Origin of the sequence: Streptomyces sp. NPDC001668 (assembly GCF_042893155.1) — a bacterium.
GTDB lineage: Bacteria > Actinomycetota > Actinomycetes > Streptomycetales > Streptomycetaceae > Streptomyces.
In genome coordinates, this window is the sequence record NZ_JBIAUQ010000001.1 from 1048107 (window position 1) to 1068923 (window position 20817).

General features: G+C 68.9%; 15 protein-coding genes. 6 read left to right on the plus strand and 9 right to left on the minus strand.

Translation table 11 applies throughout. From position 1 onward, the window contains the following. Positions 1–543: 543 nt before the first annotated feature. On the plus strand, positions 544–702 hold the full coding sequence (locus ACFYZ8_RS04675) for a hypothetical protein (protein ID WP_359032431.1): 159 nt from the start codon (positions 544–546) through the stop codon (positions 700–702). Positions 703–749: 47 nt separating this feature from the next. Here ACFYZ8_RS04675 and ACFYZ8_RS04680 read toward each other — a convergent pair whose 3' ends face one another. Then, positions 750–1241: a hypothetical protein gene (locus ACFYZ8_RS04680; protein WP_389049733.1), complete on the minus strand. Its 492-nt coding sequence runs from the start codon at positions 1239–1241 to the stop codon at positions 750–752. Beyond that, positions 1238–5764: a DNRLRE domain-containing protein gene (locus tag ACFYZ8_RS04685; protein WP_388535358.1), complete on the minus strand. Its 4527-nt coding sequence runs from the start codon at positions 5762–5764 to the stop codon at positions 1238–1240. Before ACFYZ8_RS04685 ends, ACFYZ8_RS04680 begins: the two co-directional genes overlap by 4 nt. A 1344-nt stretch (positions 5765–7108) precedes the next feature. Here ACFYZ8_RS04685 and ACFYZ8_RS04690 point away from each other — a divergent pair. Continuing rightward, complete coding sequence (locus tag ACFYZ8_RS04690) at positions 7109–7483, plus strand: DUF1998 domain-containing protein (RefSeq protein ID WP_388535355.1); 375 nt, start codon at positions 7109–7111, stop codon at positions 7481–7483. A gap of 71 nt (positions 7484–7554) precedes the next feature. After that, positions 7555–7782, plus strand: coding sequence for a hypothetical protein (locus tag ACFYZ8_RS04695; protein WP_388535353.1), 228 nt, complete (start codon positions 7555–7557; stop codon positions 7780–7782). Between the two features lie 60 nt (positions 7783–7842). On the opposite strand, the gene ACFYZ8_RS04700 is transcribed toward ACFYZ8_RS04695, so the two are convergent. The 5 genes from ACFYZ8_RS04700 to ACFYZ8_RS04720 all read right to left on the minus strand — a co-directional run bounded on the left by ACFYZ8_RS04700 (position 7843) and on the right by ACFYZ8_RS04720 (position 12597). After that, positions 7843–8796, minus strand: a complete 954-nt coding sequence (locus ACFYZ8_RS04700) for a hypothetical protein (RefSeq protein WP_388535350.1) — start codon at positions 8794–8796, stop codon at positions 7843–7845. Beyond that, positions 8793–9686: a protein phosphatase 2C domain-containing protein gene (locus tag ACFYZ8_RS04705; protein ID WP_388535347.1), complete on the minus strand. Its 894-nt coding sequence runs from the start codon at positions 9684–9686 to the stop codon at positions 8793–8795. The genes ACFYZ8_RS04700 and ACFYZ8_RS04705 overlap by 4 nt, the downstream gene beginning before the upstream one ends. Positions 9687–9952: 266 nt before the next feature. Next, positions 9953–10618 (minus strand): VWA domain-containing protein, encoded by a 666-nt coding sequence (locus ACFYZ8_RS04710; RefSeq protein WP_359032416.1) that lies wholly within the window; start codon positions 10616–10618, stop codon positions 9953–9955. 33 nt (positions 10619–10651) lie between these two features. Continuing rightward, positions 10652–11152, minus strand: coding sequence for a hypothetical protein (locus ACFYZ8_RS04715; RefSeq protein WP_388535345.1), 501 nt, complete (start codon positions 11150–11152; stop codon positions 10652–10654). Next, complete coding sequence (locus tag ACFYZ8_RS04720; protein ID WP_389049735.1) at positions 11149–12597, minus strand: hypothetical protein; 1449 nt, start codon at positions 12595–12597, stop codon at positions 11149–11151. Before ACFYZ8_RS04720 ends, ACFYZ8_RS04715 begins: the two co-directional genes overlap by 4 nt. A 315-nt stretch (positions 12598–12912) precedes the next feature. Here ACFYZ8_RS04720 and ACFYZ8_RS04725 point away from each other — a divergent pair, with 315 nt between their 5' ends. Further along, positions 12913–13479: a tellurium resistance protein gene (locus ACFYZ8_RS04725; RefSeq protein ID WP_388535343.1), complete on the plus strand. Its 567-nt coding sequence runs from the start codon at positions 12913–12915 to the stop codon at positions 13477–13479. An 87-nt stretch (positions 13480–13566) separates the two neighbouring features. Here ACFYZ8_RS04725 and ACFYZ8_RS04730 read toward each other — a convergent pair whose 3' ends face one another. Then, positions 13567–16179 (minus strand): LamG-like jellyroll fold domain-containing protein, encoded by a 2613-nt coding sequence (locus ACFYZ8_RS04730; protein WP_388535341.1) that lies wholly within the window; start codon positions 16177–16179, stop codon positions 13567–13569. A gap of 116 nt (positions 16180–16295) precedes the next feature. Beyond that, complete coding sequence (locus tag ACFYZ8_RS04735; protein ID WP_388535339.1) at positions 16296–17786, minus strand: arabinofuranosidase catalytic domain-containing protein; 1491 nt, start codon at positions 17784–17786, stop codon at positions 16296–16298. Positions 17787–18319: 533 nt separating this feature from the next. Between ACFYZ8_RS04735 and ACFYZ8_RS04740 the strand changes: the two genes are divergently transcribed. Then, on the plus strand, positions 18320–19369 hold the full coding sequence (locus ACFYZ8_RS04740) for a substrate-binding domain-containing protein (protein ID WP_388535336.1): 1050 nt from the start codon (positions 18320–18322) through the stop codon (positions 19367–19369). A 300-nt stretch (positions 19370–19669) separates the two neighbouring features. After that, positions 19670–20815, plus strand: coding sequence for a substrate-binding domain-containing protein (locus ACFYZ8_RS04745; protein ID WP_388535335.1), 1146 nt, complete (start codon positions 19670–19672; stop codon positions 20813–20815). The last annotated feature ends 2 nt before the right edge of the window (positions 20816–20817 follow it).

Below are 20817 nucleotides of genomic sequence, written 5' to 3' on the forward strand. Positions count from 1 at the left end.
ACCGGCCCCGAGCGTCCATCAGCCCCGCAGCTCTTCAGAGCGCCGTTAAGTAGCCGTCAGCGTAGCCATGAAGGGCTCCAGAGTGCATGTTTACGCAGGTCATACAGCTAGCCACTCACCTGATCTGTCTCCGGAGCTCGGCACCCCCTCCCGACGCGAGCAGCTTTCGTCTCTCAGTCGCCCCCGACCTCGACCTGTTGTTCGCGCTAGGACATCTGGTCGGCCGGCTGCTGAGCGATCCGGCACGCTATCTCACCGCGGATTGGGAGATGCCCGTTTCCGTAGTTCCGGCAGAAGCCACTCGATCGCTTTTGGCCCTGACCCTCGTGATGACGATGTCCCCGGAAGTGGAAGCGATCGAGGACGGCGACCCTGAAGCCTGGCGCCGGCTTCCCGGCCGGTAGGCGGCCATGGGCATTTGGGTCCGGGCACCTTGAACGAGCGCAAGCCGAACCTGTGATCGCCGTGTGGAGGACGCGCATCCCCAGGGTCGGACCTGTCGCCAGTGGGAGCAGCCCCACACGACTTTCCGCCACCCTGAGCGTGAAGTACCACTTCTACACCTGGCGTGCCGAGGGCATCGACCAGGCCATTCACGACTTGCTGCGTCGGCAGGTGCGGGAAATGGCGCGTCGGAAAAGCGACCCGAGCCCGATGGTGCTCGGTACCCAGAGTGTGTGGCGCGGTGGGGCGTTGACCTGAGCAGCGCCCCTCCACCGCCGGATCCCGGCGGTGGAGGGGCGTGTGTGTCAGGAGGATTCGGAGGGTGAGGCCAGCGACTTGAGGTGATCGCGCCAGGCAGCGGTCACACTTGACGGGATCTTCGTGGTCAGCCCGCCTTTCTTGGTGAACGCGAGGCCCTGACTGTAGGCGCCGCCACCGCAGCCGTCGGACTGGCGGGTGAGCTTCACGTCGGAGGAAGCGTCGATCTCGGGACTGCCACTTCCCTTCGGGGTGACGCGAAAGCGGACCGTGCCGAGGTCGGCGTCCACGTCGTCGGGGAGAGGCAGGTTGATTCGGGTGATGTCTTCCTGTTCGAGCTTGTCCTTGACGCATTTGCCCCCTGCGCACAGTTCGTAGGAGGCGCCCGCGAGGTCGGTGTAGCCCTGCTGGAGGAACATCACTCCGATCTGCGAGGTGACGCCGACGCCGGCGCACGGCTTGGAGCTGCTGCACGCCGACGCGGTCACCGCCACGACGGACATCATCGCGAGGACCCCGAGCCTCACCGTTCGTGTCACCACTTCTTTACCCCTCCCGGGAGTGCCTTCTCTGCCAGAGCGATGTCCGTGAAGAAGACCGTGCACTTGCCGTCCCACCCGTCGCTGCACTCGCCGTCGTCACTCACCGAGTCGCAGCCCGCGCCCGAGATGATGCCCTTCGCGTTGACGTGGCCATTGGACTTCACGGTGTAGACGGGGCCGCCGGAGTCACCGGAGATCACGCAGGATCCCGAGTTCTTCTGGCCCACGGTCATGTTGTGCACCACGTCCCCGCCGCTGTACTTGAACCGCTTCTTGGTCTCCGTCACCTTCCAGCCGCACACCTCACTGGAGCGGCCACCCCCGGTGCAGAACTTCTGTCCCTTCGACGACCGCGTGGTGAACCGGTTGTCCACCCGCCGCATCACGCTGTCGTGCTGGTAGATACGTGCGGACACGTTGTACCTGTTCTCGAGGACCTTGATCAGCGAAAGGTCTCCCGAATAGTAGTTCTGGCCGCGGAGTTTCACCGAGCCCCTGCCGTTGGCGTAGTTGTCGACGTTGACGAAGCCGACGGTGACCGAGTTGTCGGTCCCGCTGTTGTCCCAGCTGTCCATGTATCCGTCGGCATAGGTGCAGTGCCCGGCGCTGACGATGTACGGATTGCCGTTGTACGTCCAGGCGAAGCCGGTAGTGCATGCCTTGATCTTCCCCGCCGCGTCGCCCGCGGCCCAGTGGGACTCGTAGCCGGCTCCTCCCTTGTAGGGGTTCTTGTCAGTCCAGCGGGTCGAGGTCTCCTGGAGCTGGGTGACGCCGGGGTTGACGCGGACGGTGACGGTGTCGGTGCCGTATCGCCGGCCGAGCCCGTCGGCGAGTTCGGGGTTGTCCGCGACGATCTCGACGACGACCTTGTTGGTCTCGGCGTCGACCTCCGCACTGGCGAGCGCGGAGGCACCGGACAGGTCATCGTCGTCGAGCAGCAGAACCTCGTCGGCGATGGAGTCGAGTTCGGCCTGGCTGTGATCGACGACCTTGGTCGTGGGAACCACGGTGGCGTCGGTAGTGGTGACCGCGGCGGCCACGTCGTCCTCGGTCGTGGTCGTACCGTCGGCGGCCTCGTCCGCGTCGTCCACCGTGGTGTCGTCGCCGCCCTCGTCGACCGGTACGTCGGTCAGGGAGATCGTCGCGGTGGCATCGGCCTGCGCGCCGCTGTCCGTGACCGGGGCGACGATCTTGCCGGTGTCCTGGTCGAGGTAGGGCGGTGCGAGGGTGTCGGGAGACGCCTCGGCTCGGTCCTCGGCCGTCTCCAGCGCGTACGACTCGACGGAGGTCGGTGAGGCCAGGCTGTCGAGGTCGGTACCATCGTCGGTGACCTCGACCCGGTTCAGCAGGACGGCGACGGACGCGGAGGGTGCCGGGGTGTTGGCACCCGTGAAGGTCGCTCGCAGCTGGAGGTCTCCGTCGTCGGTGACGGCGTCGGTGGTCCAGGTGAGCGCCGGGGTGACACCGGCGGTCATGGTGACCGGCCAGGTGACGGCGGTGCCGTCGGAGGCGAGGGTGACGGCGGAAACCGGGATGTCCGACCAGCTGTCGCTGTCGGCGCGCCGGTACTGGAACGTGGCCCCGGTCAGGTCCGCGGGTCCTGCCGCGGTGAGGGTGACCGAGTGGCCGACCTCCTCTCCGGACAGTGGTGTGGTGAGGCCGGCGGCGCCGACGTGGAAGGTGTAGACGGTCGCGGCGGAGGTGTTGCCGGCCTTGTCGGTGGCCGTGACGGTCAGCCTGTGGCTGCCCTCGCTCGCCGGGGTCAGGTCGATCGCGGCGGCCGCGGCAGACGCGGCGACCGTGGTGGCCGTACCGCCATCGAGGGCGTAGGTGAAGGTGTCCAGGCCCTTGTCCGCGGACGTCAGCGTGAACGTCCCGGTGTCGCCCGCGTCACCGGCCCAGGCGTCGTCCGGGAAGTCCGGTGAGGAGACCGCGGGCGCGGCGGGCGCGGTGGTGTCGACGGTGAAGCGGTAGTGGGCCGCTGGTCCCCAGGTTCCGGCTGAGTTGACGGCGCGGACGTGCAGGTACCAGGTGCCCTGTGCGACGGCGCCGCCGTAGCCGGCGGTCGTGGAGTCGGCCGTGGTGTCGGGGACCGTGGTGGCACTGGAGTCCACGGTGTAGCTGTAGCCGGTTGCTGTGGCGCTGGTCGTCCACGTCGCCTTGAAGGCGGTCGCCTTGTAGGCGGCCGTCTGGTCGGGGTGGGTGGAGGAGGCGACCGTCGGCAGCAGACCCAGGGTGGAGTCGACCGTGAAGGCGTAGTGGGCGGCGGACGCGGACCAGTTGCCCGCCTTGTCCCTGGCCCGGACGTGCAGATACCAGATGCCGTCGGCACTCACCGTGGTGGTGTAGGACGCGGCGCTCTGCGTGGTGCCGGTGCTGCTGGGCAGAGTCGTGCTGCTCTGGTCCACGGTGACCGCGTACGCGGACACACCGGAGGTGTCGCTGGGTGCGGTCCAGGCGAAGGCGGCCGTCCGGCTCGCATACGTGGACGCGCTCAGCGGGTGCGTGGACGAGGTGACGGTCGCCGCGCCCGGGGCCGTCGTGTCGACGTTGAAGGGGAAGGTCTGGGTCGGTGACCACAGGCCGGCCGCGTTCCGGGCCGCCGCGTGGACGTACCAGGTGCCGTCGGTCCGGTCCGTGGCGGACACGGCGGTGGAGGTCTGGGTGACCGTGGTGCCGGCGCTGGTGGCCGGGCTCTTGTCGACCTTGACCGCGTACCCGTTGATGCCGCTGGTGTCGTCGGCGGTGAGCGTGCCGGTGAAGTGGTTCGACGCGTACCAATTGGCGGGCGAGCCGTGGCTGCTGCTGGTGATGGCGGGTGTGGCCGGAGCCGTCGGGTCGACGGTCAGGGTGCGCCAGGCCGACCACGCCTTCGACAGGTCGGTCGTGTCGTACGCCATGACCCGCCACTTGTACGTTCCCGCGGACAGCGTGCCCGAGGTCCAGGTGCCCATCCGTCCGGACAGTACGTACTTGGAGTTGCCGGTGGTCTTACGGGTCGTCAGGCCGCTGTCCCAGACTTCGAAGGTGTAGCGGAGCTGGTCGGAGTCGGCGTCCGTCGCCCTGGCCCACAAGGTGGGGGTGGCGTCGGCAGTAACGACTCCGCTGAGCGGGAAGAACTGAACGGCGGTGCTCGGGTACGAGTTGTAGGTGACGGTGAGGTGCGGCTCGGTGGCCGAGTCACCCGAGGCATAGTTCGCGGAACGGAAGCGGCGCCAGGTCAGCGAGTCGGTCTCGCTCGCGCCGCGCACCTGGATGCCGTAGTTCGTGGATCCATCGGCCCAGGACTGGACGATGTCGTCGATGTCGAAGTTCATCGTGCCGGCCGGGCAGTCGTCCGAGTAGCCCTTGGCCGCGGTGTTGGTCACCGCGCCCGTGGTGGTCGTCGAAGGCTGGTCGTCCCAGGTGACGCTTGACGATGACCAGGACGAGGTGATCCGCCGCACCTGGGTGCCCGCGCCCGATGTCGAGCACGAGGAGGACCAGTACGAGTACAGGGCCAGGTCGGTGTCGGTGATGTGCTTGCCCGCGAAGTCCGAGACGTCGAACTTCAGGTACGAACGGGCCTTGGTGGAACCCGCGTTGTACGTTCCCGACTTCAACTCGGTCGACGAGATCTGTGAGTCGGTGTAGTTGGTGGCCACCCAGGTGTCCGTGGTCACCGCGAGGGTGGAGGTCGGATCCACCGTCACCGGGTAGGTGGCCGTGGCCAGGAAGTCCGCGTCCGGGGTGAGGACCAGGGTCTGCGACCCATCTGCAGCGGTATCGATGTCGGCGTCCACCCGGGCCTGGTTCTCCGGCTCGCCGGACAGCTCGTCCTTGCTGGAGTCCCACATCATCGGTGCGGGCGCCTCGGCCACCAGGTCACCGGAGGAGTCCTTGAGCAGCAGGTGCCCCGAGTCGGCCTCGGAGAGGCGCAGCCCGTGCAGTTCCAGGGGGATCCGGTACGACACCGGTCCGTCCGGTGCCCGGTCGAGGAGCACGTTCTGGGAGAAGCCCTGGGGCAGCGCGGTCACCTGGAGTGTCTCGCCCCCGTTCAGTGCGTACGAGGCGGTGTCGCCGTCCACCGTGGGTGTGGGCAGTTTGTCCTGCCAGCCGAGCCCGAAGCTCTTGCCGTCGTCCGACACTGAAGCCAGATCGGTGTCACCGCCGTCGGAGACCGTGATGTCCGCAGCGGCCGTCTCAGGCGTGAGGTCGGCACCGGTGTCGGACAGCGTGGTGTCGATGTCCTCCCACTTGCCGTTCTCCTTCACCCGGATCTGCGCGGCGAACGCCTCCGCCGTGAGCGTGCCGTCGGGATTGGCGTACGTCGAGCCCGTCTCAGTACGCTCCGAGAGGATCTCGATGCGGCGGTTCTCGGCCTGGGCCAGCACACGGGCCGTGCTCTCGTCCTCGGCCTCCGCCAGACCGAAGTCCCGCTGCTCGGCCGCAGCCGAAGCGGTGGAGTCAGAAGGCGTGTCGTCGGCCGCCGCCTGGCCGACAGATGACAGAACACCACCAGTCAGGGTCAGCACCAGCATCGCCGCAGTGACGGCTGTGGTGCGCGTTGGCCTGCACCCGCGCTTACGCCCGGGTCTGAATTCGTGTCGCATCAGCGACCCCTCCCCTGTTCATGCCGGCAAAGCGCGTCCGGCCTGGGGAATCTTCACAAAGTCCACTGTCAGCAAGGCGAGTTGACGAACCGACACGCATGGCGCGTACGCGACAACTCGCAGTTTCGACCCAACTCGGTCCAGACCAAGTCGGCATGACGCGATGTCTGATTTGGGTGACAATCCGGTTCCGAAATCTACCGAGAAGTGACGTTTATCGGCCCTATGAATTCCAGGCAGAGGCTCTTTATGTCTCTCGCCGAATGTAATGAAACCGTGATGCCCAAGGGTCGCTGGAGTGAAGATGCAGGTCGGTCGACCCCAGTAGGTGCAGGTCCAAGGTGTCAGAACCGCGTTTCCTGACCCTCCGGCACCTCCGGCACCTCCGGCACCTCCGGCCGCTTGGCCCCGGCCGCAACCGGAGCGGTCTGCGCGACCGGTGCCGGCGACGGGGTGGGAGTAGGGGGCAGCGGCGCCTCTTCGCGGGCCTGTGGCGTGCGTTTCCGCCCCCGACCCCGCCTGCTCCCAGGCTCCGGTGTCCCGCCCGCGAGCACGTCCTGGACCGAGGAGATCGAGGACGGAAACACCACCTACGGCAGCAAGGTCGTCAGCCACGAGCGGGCGGCCCGGCCGGCACTCACGGACTACGCCCCCGGGAACCTCTTCTACTTCAAGGGGTACAAGCACCGGGTCTCCGGCCTGGACGTAGGCAGTGCCGAACGCCCCAAGTGGCTGGTGTGGCGGGTGTGCCCCAACTGCGGCTACGTCCATGCACACGGGGCCGAGGACGACACGACTGCCTGCCCGCGCTGTCACGGCAGCGCCATCGGTGACCGCGGCTGTCTGCACCGGGTACTGCAGCCCACCCGTGTCACCTCCCGGACCGGCGCGACGACGCCCGGGTCAGGGCGAGTCCGACGACCGCGAGAGGCTCACGCACACCGTCGTCACCGCCGTCGACATCCCCACCGAGGACATCGAGTCCGCGTGGCGGCACCAACAGGACACCTTCGGCTGGACTTCAGCCGCACCCAGTGAGGGGGGGGCGCCACGGCGAAGGGACGCCCCGCGCCCGACCAGTCCCCGGACGCCCTGAGCCCGTCCCTCGCCCGCCGCCCGGACCGGTCCCACCACCGGCCCTGGTGCCCTCGATTCCGGGGCCGGGGCCGGGGCCGCCCGGACGGCGACGTCTCCCTTCTGCTCGCCCACGAACTGCACACCGAGGCCCTGCGCGTCCTGCTGCCCGCCGCCACGACCCACGTGGAGGAACGGTTGTCCCCCTTCAAGGCGCTGCTGCGGGCGGGCGTCGCGGAGACCTACGGCGGCAACCCCGACCACCTGGAGGCCGTCGTGGCCTCCATGCCCGACCAGTCGGGCGGCAGCGAAATCCGGCGTCGCTTCCTCGTCGTGTACGACACCCTCCCCGGCGGAACCGGCTATCCGCACCGCCTCGCCGACCCGGCGACCTTCCGGGACGTTCTCGTGGCGGCACGCCACCGCATCGACACCTGCCCCTGCCAGTGCGAGGCCCGCTGCCTCGGGGAATCCGTCCAGGGTGGGGGCGCCTCCTTACACAGGCGTCCTTCTTCGACGTACAACCCGACTGGTCTGCCGTTCCACGCTTCCGTGGTTTGGCTCGGCTTCTGAGCTGTTCCCGGCCAGGAGGAGCCCTGCTGCCGTGTGTCATGCTGTGGCGGTTTTCGACAGGGGAGGGTGAGTTGACCGAGAAGCCGCTGACACACAAGCAGGCGCTCGCAGCGGTGATTCAGGCGCTGGGAGGCACGTGGGACACGGAACGTGCCGTACTGGCTCTACGAGTAGCCGGGTACCGGCCGGCGAACGACGAAGCCGCGGGCAAGGAAGCCCGCCACAACCTGCGCGAGCTCGCCAAGGACGGTCTGATCGTGAGGCCGGCACCGGATCAGGCCGTGTATCGGCTCGCGTAGTCCTCGCGTAGTCGCAGAAGGCCGGACAGCCACTCGCCGCAGGCCGAGCCGGACCTCTCGCTACTGCCCTGGTGCCCGCAGGTTGATCGGCGTACGGTCGCGCAACCCGTCCAGGACCGTGTGGTCGATGGCGGGCCGGGGTCTGGGCGCGGCCGCGGTGAGGGTGATCGTGCCGCGGTCGCTCAGCGCGGTCCGCCACTCGCCCGGGCGGGGCCGGGTACCGCGCTCGCCGGCGGCCTGGGCGAAGAGCCTGCCCGACGCGGTGGCTTGACGCTCGTTCAGGCAGCCGGCGACGGGCCGCAGTTGCTGGTCCGGCCGGGCGTACGGATCCTGCGCGAGGATGCGCCCCGCGGTGAGGGCCGTCTTGTACGCGTCCGTGTCGACGCTCGCCTCGGAGGAGGGGGCGAGCGGGTCGTTCCAGTCGGGAGTGGCGGCCTGGGTCTGGACGGCGGCCCTTCCCACCCGGCGGAAGCCGTCGCAGTCCAGGAAGTGGATGGCGGGTCCCGGTGTGAGGGACCACAGGATATTGGCCTGCGAGATGTCCCCGATCACCAGTCCGGCGTCATGGAACCAGCCGATGGCCTCGACGCATGCCAACGCGAGAGCCCTGCGCTGCTCAGGAGACGGCTGCGGCACCTCCTGCCAGGCCACTTTCGGAGGCCTGATCAGATACTGCAACTCGAGGAGCTTCGTCGCCCCGGTCGTGGTGCGCCAGGTCATGGAGGATGGTGCGCGCCGCATGAGGAAACCGAGTGTCCGGCTGCCCTCGACCACTCGGCACAGCGGCCACGCGGCAAGGGTGTCCAGGCGGGTCCGGTCGGCCTCGCCGAGTCGCTGCCGGAACGTGACCAGGTCCGCGAGCGCATGACCGTTGACCGTGGACGGGTTCTTGTACTCCTTGTAGAGCAGCGACCCGTCGCCGACGGTGTGCACTTCGCCTTGGCCGCCGCTGCCCGCCCGGTCTCCCAGGGTGAGCGAGGGGCGGGTGACATCGGCGCCATCCTCCGCGCTCATGCCTGGTCCTCCCACACGCAGATGACGGTCCGGTCGTCGTCGTAGGACTTCGCACGCATCTGCGCCTGCCACAGGAAGTCGGAGAGGGACGGCACATCGGGCCCGCCCCATGCGTCGGCAAGGCGGCGCGCGAACTCCGGATCCTTCTGGGTGAGGGGGTTGGTGATGCCGTCGGTGCCCAGCAGGAGAACCTCACCCGGCACGGTGCACAGCAACGTGGCCTTGACGCTGCGGTAGGCGTGGGGGAGAGCCTCGGTGCGGGGGTCGAGCAGTCCTTCGCCGTCGTCCGGGTCCCCGTGTACCCAGCCGCCCTCACGCAGCACGAACAGACCACCGTCGCCGACGCTGCACAGAACCCGCTCGCGGATGCGCGGGTCCGTGGGGATCAGGAGGACGTGCAGCGTGGTGGCGTAGTCCTGGTCGGCGTAGGGGCGGGGCTTGTGCTGTGCGGCCAGTGCCCACTCGGAGCGCAGTTCGGCGGCTGCGCCGGCGACCGCTTTGGTGGCCAGGACGCGAAGTTCGTTCTCGTCGCGCGCGCACGCCGCCGCGTGGATGCCCTCCGCCTCCCGGTCCAGGAAGACGGCTGCCCGGCGTGCGAACTCGTACGAGCCTATATGCGAGTACACGGCGGAGCCCACCCCGTCGGCGACCGCCAGCAGGAGCATCTCCGCCTCCGGCGGGCCGATCCGCGTCACCGTCATGGCGTCCTGACGGCAACTGCCCTCCCAGTTGTGCGAGTCGCCCCGCATGGAGGCGGCACGCACCGTCAACCGCCCGACCTGGGCACCGTCCAGCAGCACGACGGGGGAGAAGGGAGCGAACGCGTCCGCCTCTCGCACGGAGGGGCGCCCCAGGGGGTGGGGCGGATAGCTGGGAGGACGGTTGCCCACGTGCGGCGGCACTCCCCGCGGGAGCTCCGTCCTGGGCTCCGTGGACGGCACGGGGTTCTCGGGTGGCAGAGGAGCCGACGGTATGGGCGGCACCTCTGCCTCCGCCTCCGGGAACCGACCGACCGTCTCGCGGGTCATGACTCCGTACGGCAGGCCGGCGATGTGCGCGTCGAAGCTCTCAGGATCGGGGGTGCCCGTTCCGCCACGGTGGCCATGCCCCGGATCGTTGTGGGCGCCGCGGGATTCGTCGTAGTTCACCGGGCCGCTCACAGCTTGTCCAGGGAAAGGCTCGTGAAGCCGGGCACCTGCTCGTCGACCTGCAGCTGGAATCCATCGCCGCCCTGCGAGGCCATGCTGGTCGCCGAACTCACGATGGACCGGGTGAGACTGGAGGCGAACTCACGTAGCGCGACGGCCGGAGTGATGGACGCGTCCTGCTGGATGAACGCCTTGAAGTTGGCCACCTCGGTGATGATGGCGGCGTCGGCGTCGCTGATCCCGAAGGCGATGATCTTCGGGGCGTAGCGGAACCCGTTCAACTCCTTGAGGGTGGTGCGCCAACCGTCGTCCGTAGGGATGCCGTCGGACAGGAAGAACACCACAGGGCGGTACACGTCGTGGCCGTCGGCCTTCAACGCCGCGACGTCCTTCTCGATGGTGTCCTTCAGCAGGGTGAAGGCAGCCCCGAAGGACGTCACGCCTCCCGCCGACAGAGACGGCAGCTGCGTCAACTCGCTCAAGTCCGCGAGCGGTTGCAGCACGGACGCCTGGGTGGAGAACCCGATCAGGGCGAAACGCGTCTTGTCCGCGACACTCGGATTGGTGCTGATCTCGTGGTGCAGGTCGGGCAGGGCCGAGTTGATGGCGTCCACGCCGGTTCCCGCCATGGAACCCGACTCGTCACACACCATGTAGAAGGGCAGGATCTGCATGAGGTCTCCTGAGCGTAGGTGACGGCGCAGCCGTCAACGGGTGTAGAAGTAGATCTCCAGGTCGGCCGCGCCCGCGGCACCGCCGTTCCAGAAGTCCCGTGTCGTCGCGTCGGTGAACATGTCCGGTCGCGCCTTGCGCAGGGATTTGTTGATCTCGCGCGCGTATGCCTGACCGTCACTGGGGTCCACGGCCTGGCCGAAGGTCAGTACAAAGGCGGCGGCGCGACCCTTGTAGGGGGCGGTGGCCGACCGGAGTTGCTTGACCATGCGTGCCGTGTCACCGACAGCTGCCGCCACATGGACCTTCACGGGCCTGCGTTCCACCGACCGGGGGCCCTGCGGACTCGGACTCGGTTCGGGCGACGGCTCGGCGTCGGACGAGGGGGACGGGGAAGGACGGGTGGCGGCCTGTGCGGCCAGTGGATCGCCCCGGTCCCCCATGGACACGAGGGCGAGCACCAGCAGCATGTCGGCGAAGAGCCACCCGGCGAGATGCAGCGGGGTGAAGCGGAATCGTCTTCCCACCGGGCTCACCGCCCCGATCCGATTCCTGCCCGCAGCTCCTTCGCCTGCCGCAGTTCCTCCTCGGCCCGCTTCTGCGCCGCCTCGGCTCCGGCTCGCGCCGCCTCCGCCTCGGTCCGCGCCGTCTCGGTCTCGGCGCGGACCGTCTCGGTCTCGCGCAGTGCCCGCAACAGGGCCTCGGTGACGCCGGTGAAGCGGTCGGCCGCTTCGTGGAGGGCGAGGCTGCGGGCCTCGATGCCGAGCAGGGCCTCGCGCGAGACCTCCGCGGCCTCACCGGTGCGCTCGGCCACCGTGCCGAGGTCGTTGAGCAGTCGGCCGTTGACGTCCGCGACGACCTCGACGCCGGTGGTGAACCCGCGTTGCGAGGCCGCCAGCACGGTCAGCGAGTCCTCGACCTGCTGCGCCGCGTCCGACAGCGCCTTGTGGACGCTGCTGCCGTTGGCGCCGACCGCTGCCTCCAGCCGGTCTGCGGTCCGGGCGAGGAGATCGCGCGTCCCGTCCCCGGCTGCCCGCAGTTCTTCCAGCGCCTTGTCGAGCACGCTGGTCTGTCCGCCGACCGCGTCGGCCAGCCGCCGGCCGGCCTGTGTCACCGGGTCGTCCAGGCTCTGTACGGCGGTCCGGATGGCCGTTCCGCTGTCCCGCACGGTCTCCTCGATGCGCAGCACCACCTGCTCGATCGGCCGCACATACGACTCTGCCTGGGCCAGACGCTGTTCTGCCTTGTCCATGGCTTCGCCCACCACCTCGGCGGCCCGCGTGAGCTCCTCCTGCGTGGCGATGGCCTTGGTCTGCATGCGTTGCAGTCGGCCCGCCGCCGAGTTGAGCTCTGCGGCGAAGCGTTGCGGAGACGCGAACCGATGTGCGTTGAGGGAGAGTTGGGCCCGGGTGAGGACCGGGGTCAGGCGGGCGAGGGTCGCACGGCTGCGTCCGCGAGCCTGCTCCTCGTGGCGTTCGGCAGCGGTACGCCGGTAGCCGTGCACCGCGGTGAGAACGAAGAGCATCGCGAGGGTCAGACAACCGAACACGGCGACGTGCCCGAACCGGAAGACCTCGCCCAGATGTCCGTCGAACCCGGACTGCCACAACTGAAGGAACGGCCGGCCGGCGGCCTTGGGATCGTCGCCCGTGAGCGCCCCGTAGGCACTGGAGGCCTGCCACAGGCCGAACCAGGTGAACAGCAGAGGCAGGAAGACCAAGGCCCCCAGAACCCAGTCCAGTGCCGAGTTGAATTTCGTACCTCGGCTGTCGACCACTGACTCGGCGACGCTCTCGGGCCGGGCGAAGTGTGCCATCAGGTCGAGGTCGGCCCAAGCGTCGAGGGCCTGCGTGTCAGTGGAGAGGAGCGCCTGTGCCAGTGCGCGCAGCTCCTCGGCGCGCGGTGCGAGCGCGGGGTCCCGCGCCAGGTCTTCGAGGTGACGTGCCGTCACGCCTTGGTCGAGTTGTATCCCCGCGAACATTCCCACCCCTGCCCGGTCACGCCGGGACGTTCTCGCATCTCCGCGCGCAGCGACGGTCGACTGAGACCAGCGGCGCATGCCCCCTGCTGCGCAGAACGAACTGATGGAGACTTTTACATCTTCTTCACCAGTCGCGCCATAATAGACGACGATCTCATCGGCGGACGGCGTGGCATGAAGCGGTCATGCGAAATGCTGAACCAGGGGGCTTTCTTGAGCGGTGACGACAGGCGACGGGGTGTCATCCAGCTGGGCGGAGGCGGGGCTCCCATCGAGTCCGCGAGTCGGACGGCGCGAGAACCGGCCTCCCGAACGGTGGAACTCACCCGGCAGACACCACGTGCCGGCATCACAGGCCGGGGCGTCCTCCAGGTCAACCTCAACTGGTCGGTCGCCTCCGAGGCTGATCTCGATCTGGGCTGCATGGTCCTCACCCGTGACGGCATGGGTGCTGCCGTGCAGCCTCTGGGTGCGGAGTTCGGCGCTCTTGACGCCTGGCCGTACGTCAGTCTCGACCAGGACGACCGGACGGGGGAGACCTCGGACGGAGAGACGCTGCGGATCAGCCTGGAGCATCGGCGTCAGTTCACCAAGCTCCTTGTCTATGTGTACATCTACGAGGGAGCGGCCGACTTCCGGACGCTGGGAGGCATCGTCACCATCAGTGCGCCGAGCGGAACGTGGCGGATCCACCTCGACGACTCCCCGGCCGGAGCCACGTCGTGCGCCATTGCCCTGCTGACGCCGGGGAAAGACACCCTCGACCTGCGGCGCGAGGTGCGTTGGTTCACCGCCAGGCCTCCGTCGTCGAACCAGCAGCTCATCGACCGGGCGTACGGCTTCGGCTTCGAGTGGGTGCCCGGGGTCAAGCCCCCTTTGTGAAGCGGCGCTTCGCCTGCTGGTGACGGTGGTACGCACCGCATCGAAGGGCTCCAGGATGGTCATCCTGGAGCCCTCCCGTGGCCGTTGTCAGATCAAGGTGAGTTCCAAGACCGTGACCGACAGCGCCGGCAGCGTCGTCGTGAAGGTCTGCCCCGCTCCCGTCACCGCCCTGGTCCTCGGCACCAGCGTCGTCGGCTCGGTCAGCGTGTTCGTCGCCGTCGGTGACGGGCCCGTCAGGATCGTGGCCGTCGCGCTCCTCCGGACCCCCTTCGCCAGCCCCTGGAGCTCCACCGGCACATCCAACGTCTCCGTCCCGTAGTTCACCACCGCCAGGTACACGTGCTTGCCGGTGCGCGTCGCCACCGTCGCCAGTCCCGGCAACGCCCGTGCCGTTGCCGGGAGCACCCTCTCGCCCAGCTTGCTCGTCAGCATCTGCTGCGCCCAGTAGCTCGGCGAGACGTAGCTCGTGAGGTTGTCGTAGGCGATCAGGTTCGTCGCCCAGACGTTGTTCTTCACGTGGGAGAACAAGGGCGCGTAGCACTCCATCAACACCTGGTCCGAGTTGCGGATCAGGCCCGCCAGCCACGACGCGTCGCCCAGCGCCGCATTCAGGTCGGGGGTCGGGCGGCCCTCCTGTGCCGCCCACTCGCCCACGAAGACCTTCGTCGACGCGCGGTCCCTGTTGTCGTATTTGTGCGTTGCCGCCTGGGCTGCCGACGGGGCCAGGTAGTAGTGCTCGTCGATCAGGTCCGGGGTGCGGCTCGTGACCGTTGTCGTCGCGATCAGCTTCAGGTGCGGGTACTTCGCCTTGATCGCGTCGTGGAACGCCGTGAAGCGGGAGTCGTACGAGCCCGAACCGTCGAACCAGTCCTCGTTGCCGATTTCGACGTACTCGAGCGGGAACGGCTCCGGGTGGCCGTCCGCCGCGCGCCGGGCGCCCCACGTGCTGGTGACCGGGCCCGTCACGTACTCGATCTCGTCCAACGCGTCCTGGACGAAGGGCTGGAGCGCGTCGCCCGTGACGTGGTCGCCCTTCAGCGTGTAGCCGGCGAAGACCGCCAGGACCGGCTGGGCCTTCATGTCCTCCACCCACTGGAGGTATTCCAAAAGGCCCAGCCCATCCGTCGACCAGTAGCCCCACGCGTCGTCCATGTGGCCGGGGCGTTCCCAGACCGGGCCGATCGTGTTCTTCCAGTTGAAGCGGGTGGCGATCGTGTTGCCCTCCAGGAAGTTGCCGCCCGGGAAGCGCAGGAACTTCGGCTTCAGGGCTACCAACTTCTCCATCAGGTCTATGCGCAGGCCGTTCGGGCGGTTGTTGTAGGTCGGGGGGAAGAGGGACACGTGTTGCAGCCACAGCGTCTCGCCGGAGGCGGACGGGTCGGTGGTGGTGACGGTCAGTCGAGCGTCGCCCGTCACCGGGGCGTCCGCCCCTGTGCGCAGGGTCAGTTCGTAGGGGCGGTCACCGAACTCCGTGCCGATGTGCGGCAGACGCGCCGACGCGTACACCGTCCTCCCGTCCGCCGACTCGATCGCCACCGTCAGCGGTCCCACCCGGCGGGACGCCTTCGCGAACAGGCGGGCCGTGTACGTCGTTCGGGGGCGTACCGGGATGCCCCAGAAGCCGTCGTTCGCGACACCGGCCCGGCCCGAAGGTCCCGGTCCCGTGCCGCTCGGCAGCACCACCTTCAGCGAGCGGTTCAGCGCCTCGTTCAACGGCGCCGTCGTGTCCAGTGCCAGGGTCGATCCACCTACCGCCGACCAGTGCACAGGATCCGTGTCGCTCGCCATCATCGAGCGGTTCTGGACCAGTTCGGCGTAGATGCCGCCCTCGCCGGAGTGGTTGATGTCCTCGAACATCAGGCCCGGGAGGATGGGGGAGACCGTATGGGCGGGATTCGCCACATCCACGCTCAGCAGCGGTGTCGTGGACTCCACCGGGACGCCGGCCAGGGTGGCCACCTGGTCGGAGGTCAGGGCGGTCGGGAACAGTTGTACGTCGTCGATCAGGCCGTGCCACTGGTCGACCTGTCCGCCGCCGTACAGGGCGCGGCCGATCGCCGTGGCCCCCGTGCCCGCCCAGCCCGCGGTGTACGCCGTCTCCCCTTCCAGTACGCCGTTCACGTACAGGCGGGTGACACCGGCCGCGGGATCGCTGACGCCGACCAGGTGGGTCCACGTGCCGGCCGTCGGGGCGGAGGCGGCCGCCGCCACCGCGGCTCCCTGTGTGGCGTCGGACGCCAGGCGGGCGAAGGCGAAGGTGCCCGTGTCGTCGCGCAGGCCCAGGTAGAAGGCGCTGACCACCTTGCCGTCGATGCTCACGGCGGTCTGGTAGCCGCCCAGTTGGGCGAGGTTGACCCAGGCGGACACCGAGAACGCCTTGGAGGTGTCCACCACCGGTCCCGACGCGGTGGCGTTGCCGCCCGCCGTGAGGTTCAGGCTGTGCGCGCCCACCTTGCCGGTGTCCCAGCCGGCCGCGCCCTGGAGGGTGGCGGTGTGGGCATTGCCGGACGAGTCGGCGGCGGTGGTGCCGGAGCCCTCGTCGAAGCTCCAGTGCGCGGCCGCGGCGGGGAGGGGCGCGGGAGCGGTCCCGGTCGTGGGGGCGGCGACGGCGGGCACGGACCCGGCGAAGGTCCCGGCCAGGGACGCGACACCGAGTGCGGACAGGACTGTCCTGCGGGACGGTCCGGCTTCTGAGGGCATGCGCGGTTCCTTTGCTCGGAGGATACGAATGAGGGGGAGGGGCCAGGGCGGGACCACAGCGCGGGCCCGTCGGCGGGGAGGCCCGACGGGCCCGCGCTGCCGCGATGACCGTCAAATCAGGGCGCGATGTTCCACTGCTGGCAGCTGTTGTCCAGCTGCTGCCACTGCCGGACCGCCGTCCCGTTGGCCGTACCGCAGTTCGCCACGTCCAGCGCCATACCGGTGTTGACGTTGGTGATCGTGTAGTGGCTGCCGAACTTGGTGACGTCCCACTGCTGGCACGTGTTGCCGAGCGACGCCCACAGCTGGACGGCCGTGCCGTTGGACTGGCCGCAGTTCTTGTCGTCGAGGACCGTGCCGCTGTTGACGTTGGTGATCGTGTAGTGGCCGTTGCCCGCGCTCGCGAACTTCCACTGCTGGCAGGTGTTGCCGAGCGAGGCCCAGATGTCGATCGAAGTGCCGTTGGCGGTACCGCAGTTGACCGCGTCCAGCACCTTGCCGGAGTTGGCGTTGGTGAGGCGGTACGCGGTGCCGGTGACCGGGAAGGTCTGCGTCGGGGTCGTGTAGCCGACAGACGTGATGTTGGCCTGTACGGCGTTGTCGGCGGCGTCGGTCGGGTAGCCGGAGGTCATGACGCCCTCGAAGAAGGAGCCGTCGGAGCCGTTGCTGTTGTCACCACCGGTGCCGAGGACGATGGCGCCCTCCTTGTGCATCGGGGCGTATCCGCTGGTCGTGGGCAGCGCCCCGTTGTAGAAGGTGCTGAGGGAGCCCGATTGGGCGTTGCCTCCCTTGATCGCGTACGTCGTGGTGCCGTTGTTCTTCTCCAGGGCGGTGACGTACTCGCTGGAGATGCCCGTGTTGCCGGAGTACGAGCCGTTCGCGCCGAAGAACAGGCCGTTCTCCAGGTCCGCCTCGACCCACGGACCCGAGCCGGTGCACGAGAACCAGCACTCCGTACCGAAGTTGATGGCATCCATGTGACCGTTGCCGGTGTCGTTGCCGGAGGTCTCGGCGTTGCCGTAGTCGAAGCAGCAGCGGTTGTTCACGTGGTGGCCGCTGGTCACCATGTACGCGCCCTCGGGGGAGCTGCCGGTGGCGATGCCCGTGGTGCTGTTGTCGCGGTAGCCGACACCCGCCGACACGAAGACGCCGTACGCCGCGTGGCCGCCGACCGTGACCGGGAGGGCGTCGGCGATCGCGCCGACGTCCTGGCCGCCGTTGCCGCCGGGCCCCTCGATCGTCAGGTCGTTGTGGTTCGCGCTCTGGTCGTAGATCTTCGTGATGGTGCAGGTCGTGCCGGAGCAGAAGGAGTCCTGCGCCGCCGCGTTGGCGTAGCCGCCCGCGCTGAGCACGCCGATGTTCGTGGTCGCGCCGTCCGACGCGCGCTTCACCTGGTAGAGGGCGCCGTTGTACGAGGCGTAGAGCGCCCGCGTGGTGCTGTGCGCCGCGGCGCACGGTGTTCCCGCGGAGGCGTAGATGTCGCAGGGCAGGGACGAGGCGGCCGCGGCCGTGCCGGCGGTGCCGACGATCCCGGCCAGGATGCCTGCGAGGAGGGTGAGGACCGCGCTGACCGTCAGCAGGAGCCCTCTCGAACGTCGGCCTGACACTGGACCTTTCACGGTGGACCCTTTCCGTCGGGGAGAAGCCGGGGAGTAGCCGGGGAGAAGCCTGGGAGGAGCCTGGGAGAAGCCGGGGGCAAAAATGTGGGCGCTAACATTTCGGGCCCTCACGAGGCATCAGTGATGCGAGGCGCGGGGGAGAGTGGGGGAGCAGGGGGTGGGGGGTGGGGGGGTGGAGGGAGCGCTGACCTGGGGCGCTTGCGGTGGCCGCGCAGTCGGTCAGGGCCAGCGGTCGCTCTCGCGGCTCCGTCTTTTTACGGCTGGATGAATGCCGGGTCAACACGGGCGAACAGTCAAGAGTGCGGAAACAAAAGCTGTGCCCGCTGTTTACTCGGGCGCCCCGCTGTGCCGGAAGAGGCCATCGAGGAACAGGTAACGCCTGATCAGAAGGGCTTTGCCAAAAGCGGCATGGTCGGGCAGAGCGTGTGCCAGGGGCCCGACGAGCCTTGACCCTTGAAGAATGTGTGCGCTAACAATTCGTCCCGACGTACACAACACGACGGTGTGTGAGGAGGCGGACCATGGACGCGGATCGCGCGCCGGTGATGGCGGACGTGGCCCGGATCGCCGGCGTCTCGCACCAGACCGTCTCCCGGGTTCTCAACGACCATCCCAACGTCCGTCCCCGCACCCGGGAACGGGTCCTCGCCGCCGTACGCGAACTCGGCTACCGGCCCAACGCAGCCGCCCGCACCCTGGCCACCCGCCGCACCCGCACCCTGGGTGTGATCAGCTTCAACACCACGCTGTACGGCCCCGCTTGCATGCTCTACGGCATCGAGCAGGCCGCCAGAGAACACGAGTACGTCGTCACCGTTGCCGCCGTCGGCACCCTCGACCGGAGTTCGGTCCTTGACGCCGTCGAGCGGCTGCGCAACCAGGGCGTGGCCGGGATCGTCGTCATCGCACCGCAGACCGCCGCGGTGGGCGCGCTCGCCAACGTGCCGGCGGACGTGCCCCTGGTCGCGGTCGGCTGCGGCACCCACACCGCGCTGGTCTCGGTCGCCGTGGACAACGAGGCGGGCGCCGAACTCGCCACCTCCTACCTGCTCGACCTCGGCCACCGCACGGTGCACCACCTCGCCGGGCCGCGCTCCTGGCTCGACGCGCAGGAACGCGAGACCGGCTGGCGTGCCACCCTGGAGAAGCGGGGGGCGCCCGTGCCCGAACCGCTGGCAGGCGCCGACTGGACCGCCCGCACCGGATACGAGCACGGCCGCCGGATCGCCGCCGACCCCGAGGTCACCGCGGTGTTCTGCGCCAACGACCACATGGCGCTCGGCCTGCTGCGGGCCCTGCAACAGGACGGGCGCCGGGTGCCCGAGGACATCAGTGTCGTCGGCTTCGACGACATGCCGGAGGCGGAGTACTTCGGCCCGGCGCTGACCACCGTCCGCCAGGACTTCGACGAACTCGGCCGCCGCGCCCTGCGCGCGCTGATCGAGATCGTCGGTGATCCGGACGCCGGGATCCCGGCGTCCGGCGACAGACCCCACATCGTCATACCGCCCAGCCTTGTCGTGCGGACCTCGGCGACCCGCCCGCGACAGAGAACAGAGAGCCCGACATGACCGACCCCCGGTAGCACCTCGGAGTACCTCGGAGCACCTCGGAACAGCAACGCCCTGACCCACGGGGCCCTTTGTGAGCCACGTGCCATGACGTGGCCCTAATCTCCATCCCGGACCTCGCTTCGAGAGGTCGGCGTCTTTTCCGTCCAGGTCTGCTGTCAGGCAGCCTCGCGCCCTCGCCACGCTCACCCCGCTGCGCCCCCTCGCGCACCGGCATGCCCGTGAACCGACGTGCGCCCCTCACGATCCCCGTCTTCCTCAACCCTCAACTCGCCATGAACCGAAGGGCGTTGATCACCCATGTCTCGTACCAGAAGGTCCCGCACCATAGCCGTCGCGACCGCCGTCCTCCTCTCCCTCGCGGCCGCCGGCTGCTCCAAGAACGCGGGCGGCTCCGACACCGCCGGCTCTGGCAGCGGCACCAAGGCCGCCGCCCCCGTCGCGCTGGCCGGTTCGGTCACCTTCAACCAGGCCAACCTCGCCAAGCTCGACGCGGCGCTGAAGTCCGCGCTGGCCGGCAAGGACCTGTCCAAGGTCGACATCGCGATGGTCGTGAACGTGGCCGCCGACTACTGGAAGGCCGGCCAGGTCGGCTTCCTCAAGGGCTGCTCCGACCTCGGCATCGCGAAGAGCAAGTGCACCTACTTCGCCCCGCCCAACGGCAAGCTGACCGAGCAGAACTCCGAGCTGGAGACGCTGCGTTCGCAGGGCGTCACCGGTTACTCGATCTCCGCGATCGACCCGACCTCGGCCGCCGGCACCATCCACACCGACGTCCAGAAGGGCATCGGCGTCCTCGCGATCGACTCCCCGCTGCCCGGCACCGACGCCGCCTCGCTCTACCTCGGCACCCCCAACTACACCGCGGGCTTCCAGGCGGGCACCGCGATGAAGCAGGTCCTCGGCGGAAAGGGCAAGGTGGCCATCCTGGTCGGCTCGCTCACCGCGTCCAACGCCACCCAGCGGATCGCCGGCTTCGAGGCCGCGCTCAAGGGCACCCAGATCACCGTCGCCCAGAAGGTCAACGACAACCTCCAGGCCAGCACGGCCACTTCGGACGCGGAGACCATCCTCGCCAACAACCCCGACGTCAACGGCCTCTACGGGGTCTACTCCTACGACGGTCCCGCCCTGGCCCAGGCCGTCACCTCGGCCGGCAAGACGGCATCCGTGCACATCGTGTCCGACGACTCCGACGCCCAGACGCTGAAGTTCATCAAGTCCGGCGTGATCTCCGGGACCGTCGTGCAGATGCCGTACCAGCAGGGCTACACCGGGGCGTACATCCTGGCCGCGGAGAAGGTGCTCGGCAAGGACAAGACGATGGCGCTCGTCAAGCCGTACCTGGAGAAGGACGGTTCGACCCTGAGCTCCGGCGTCGGCCTGGTCACCAAGTCCGACCTGGGCGCCTACCAGTCCCTCGAGTCGCAGCTCGGAATCGGCTGAGC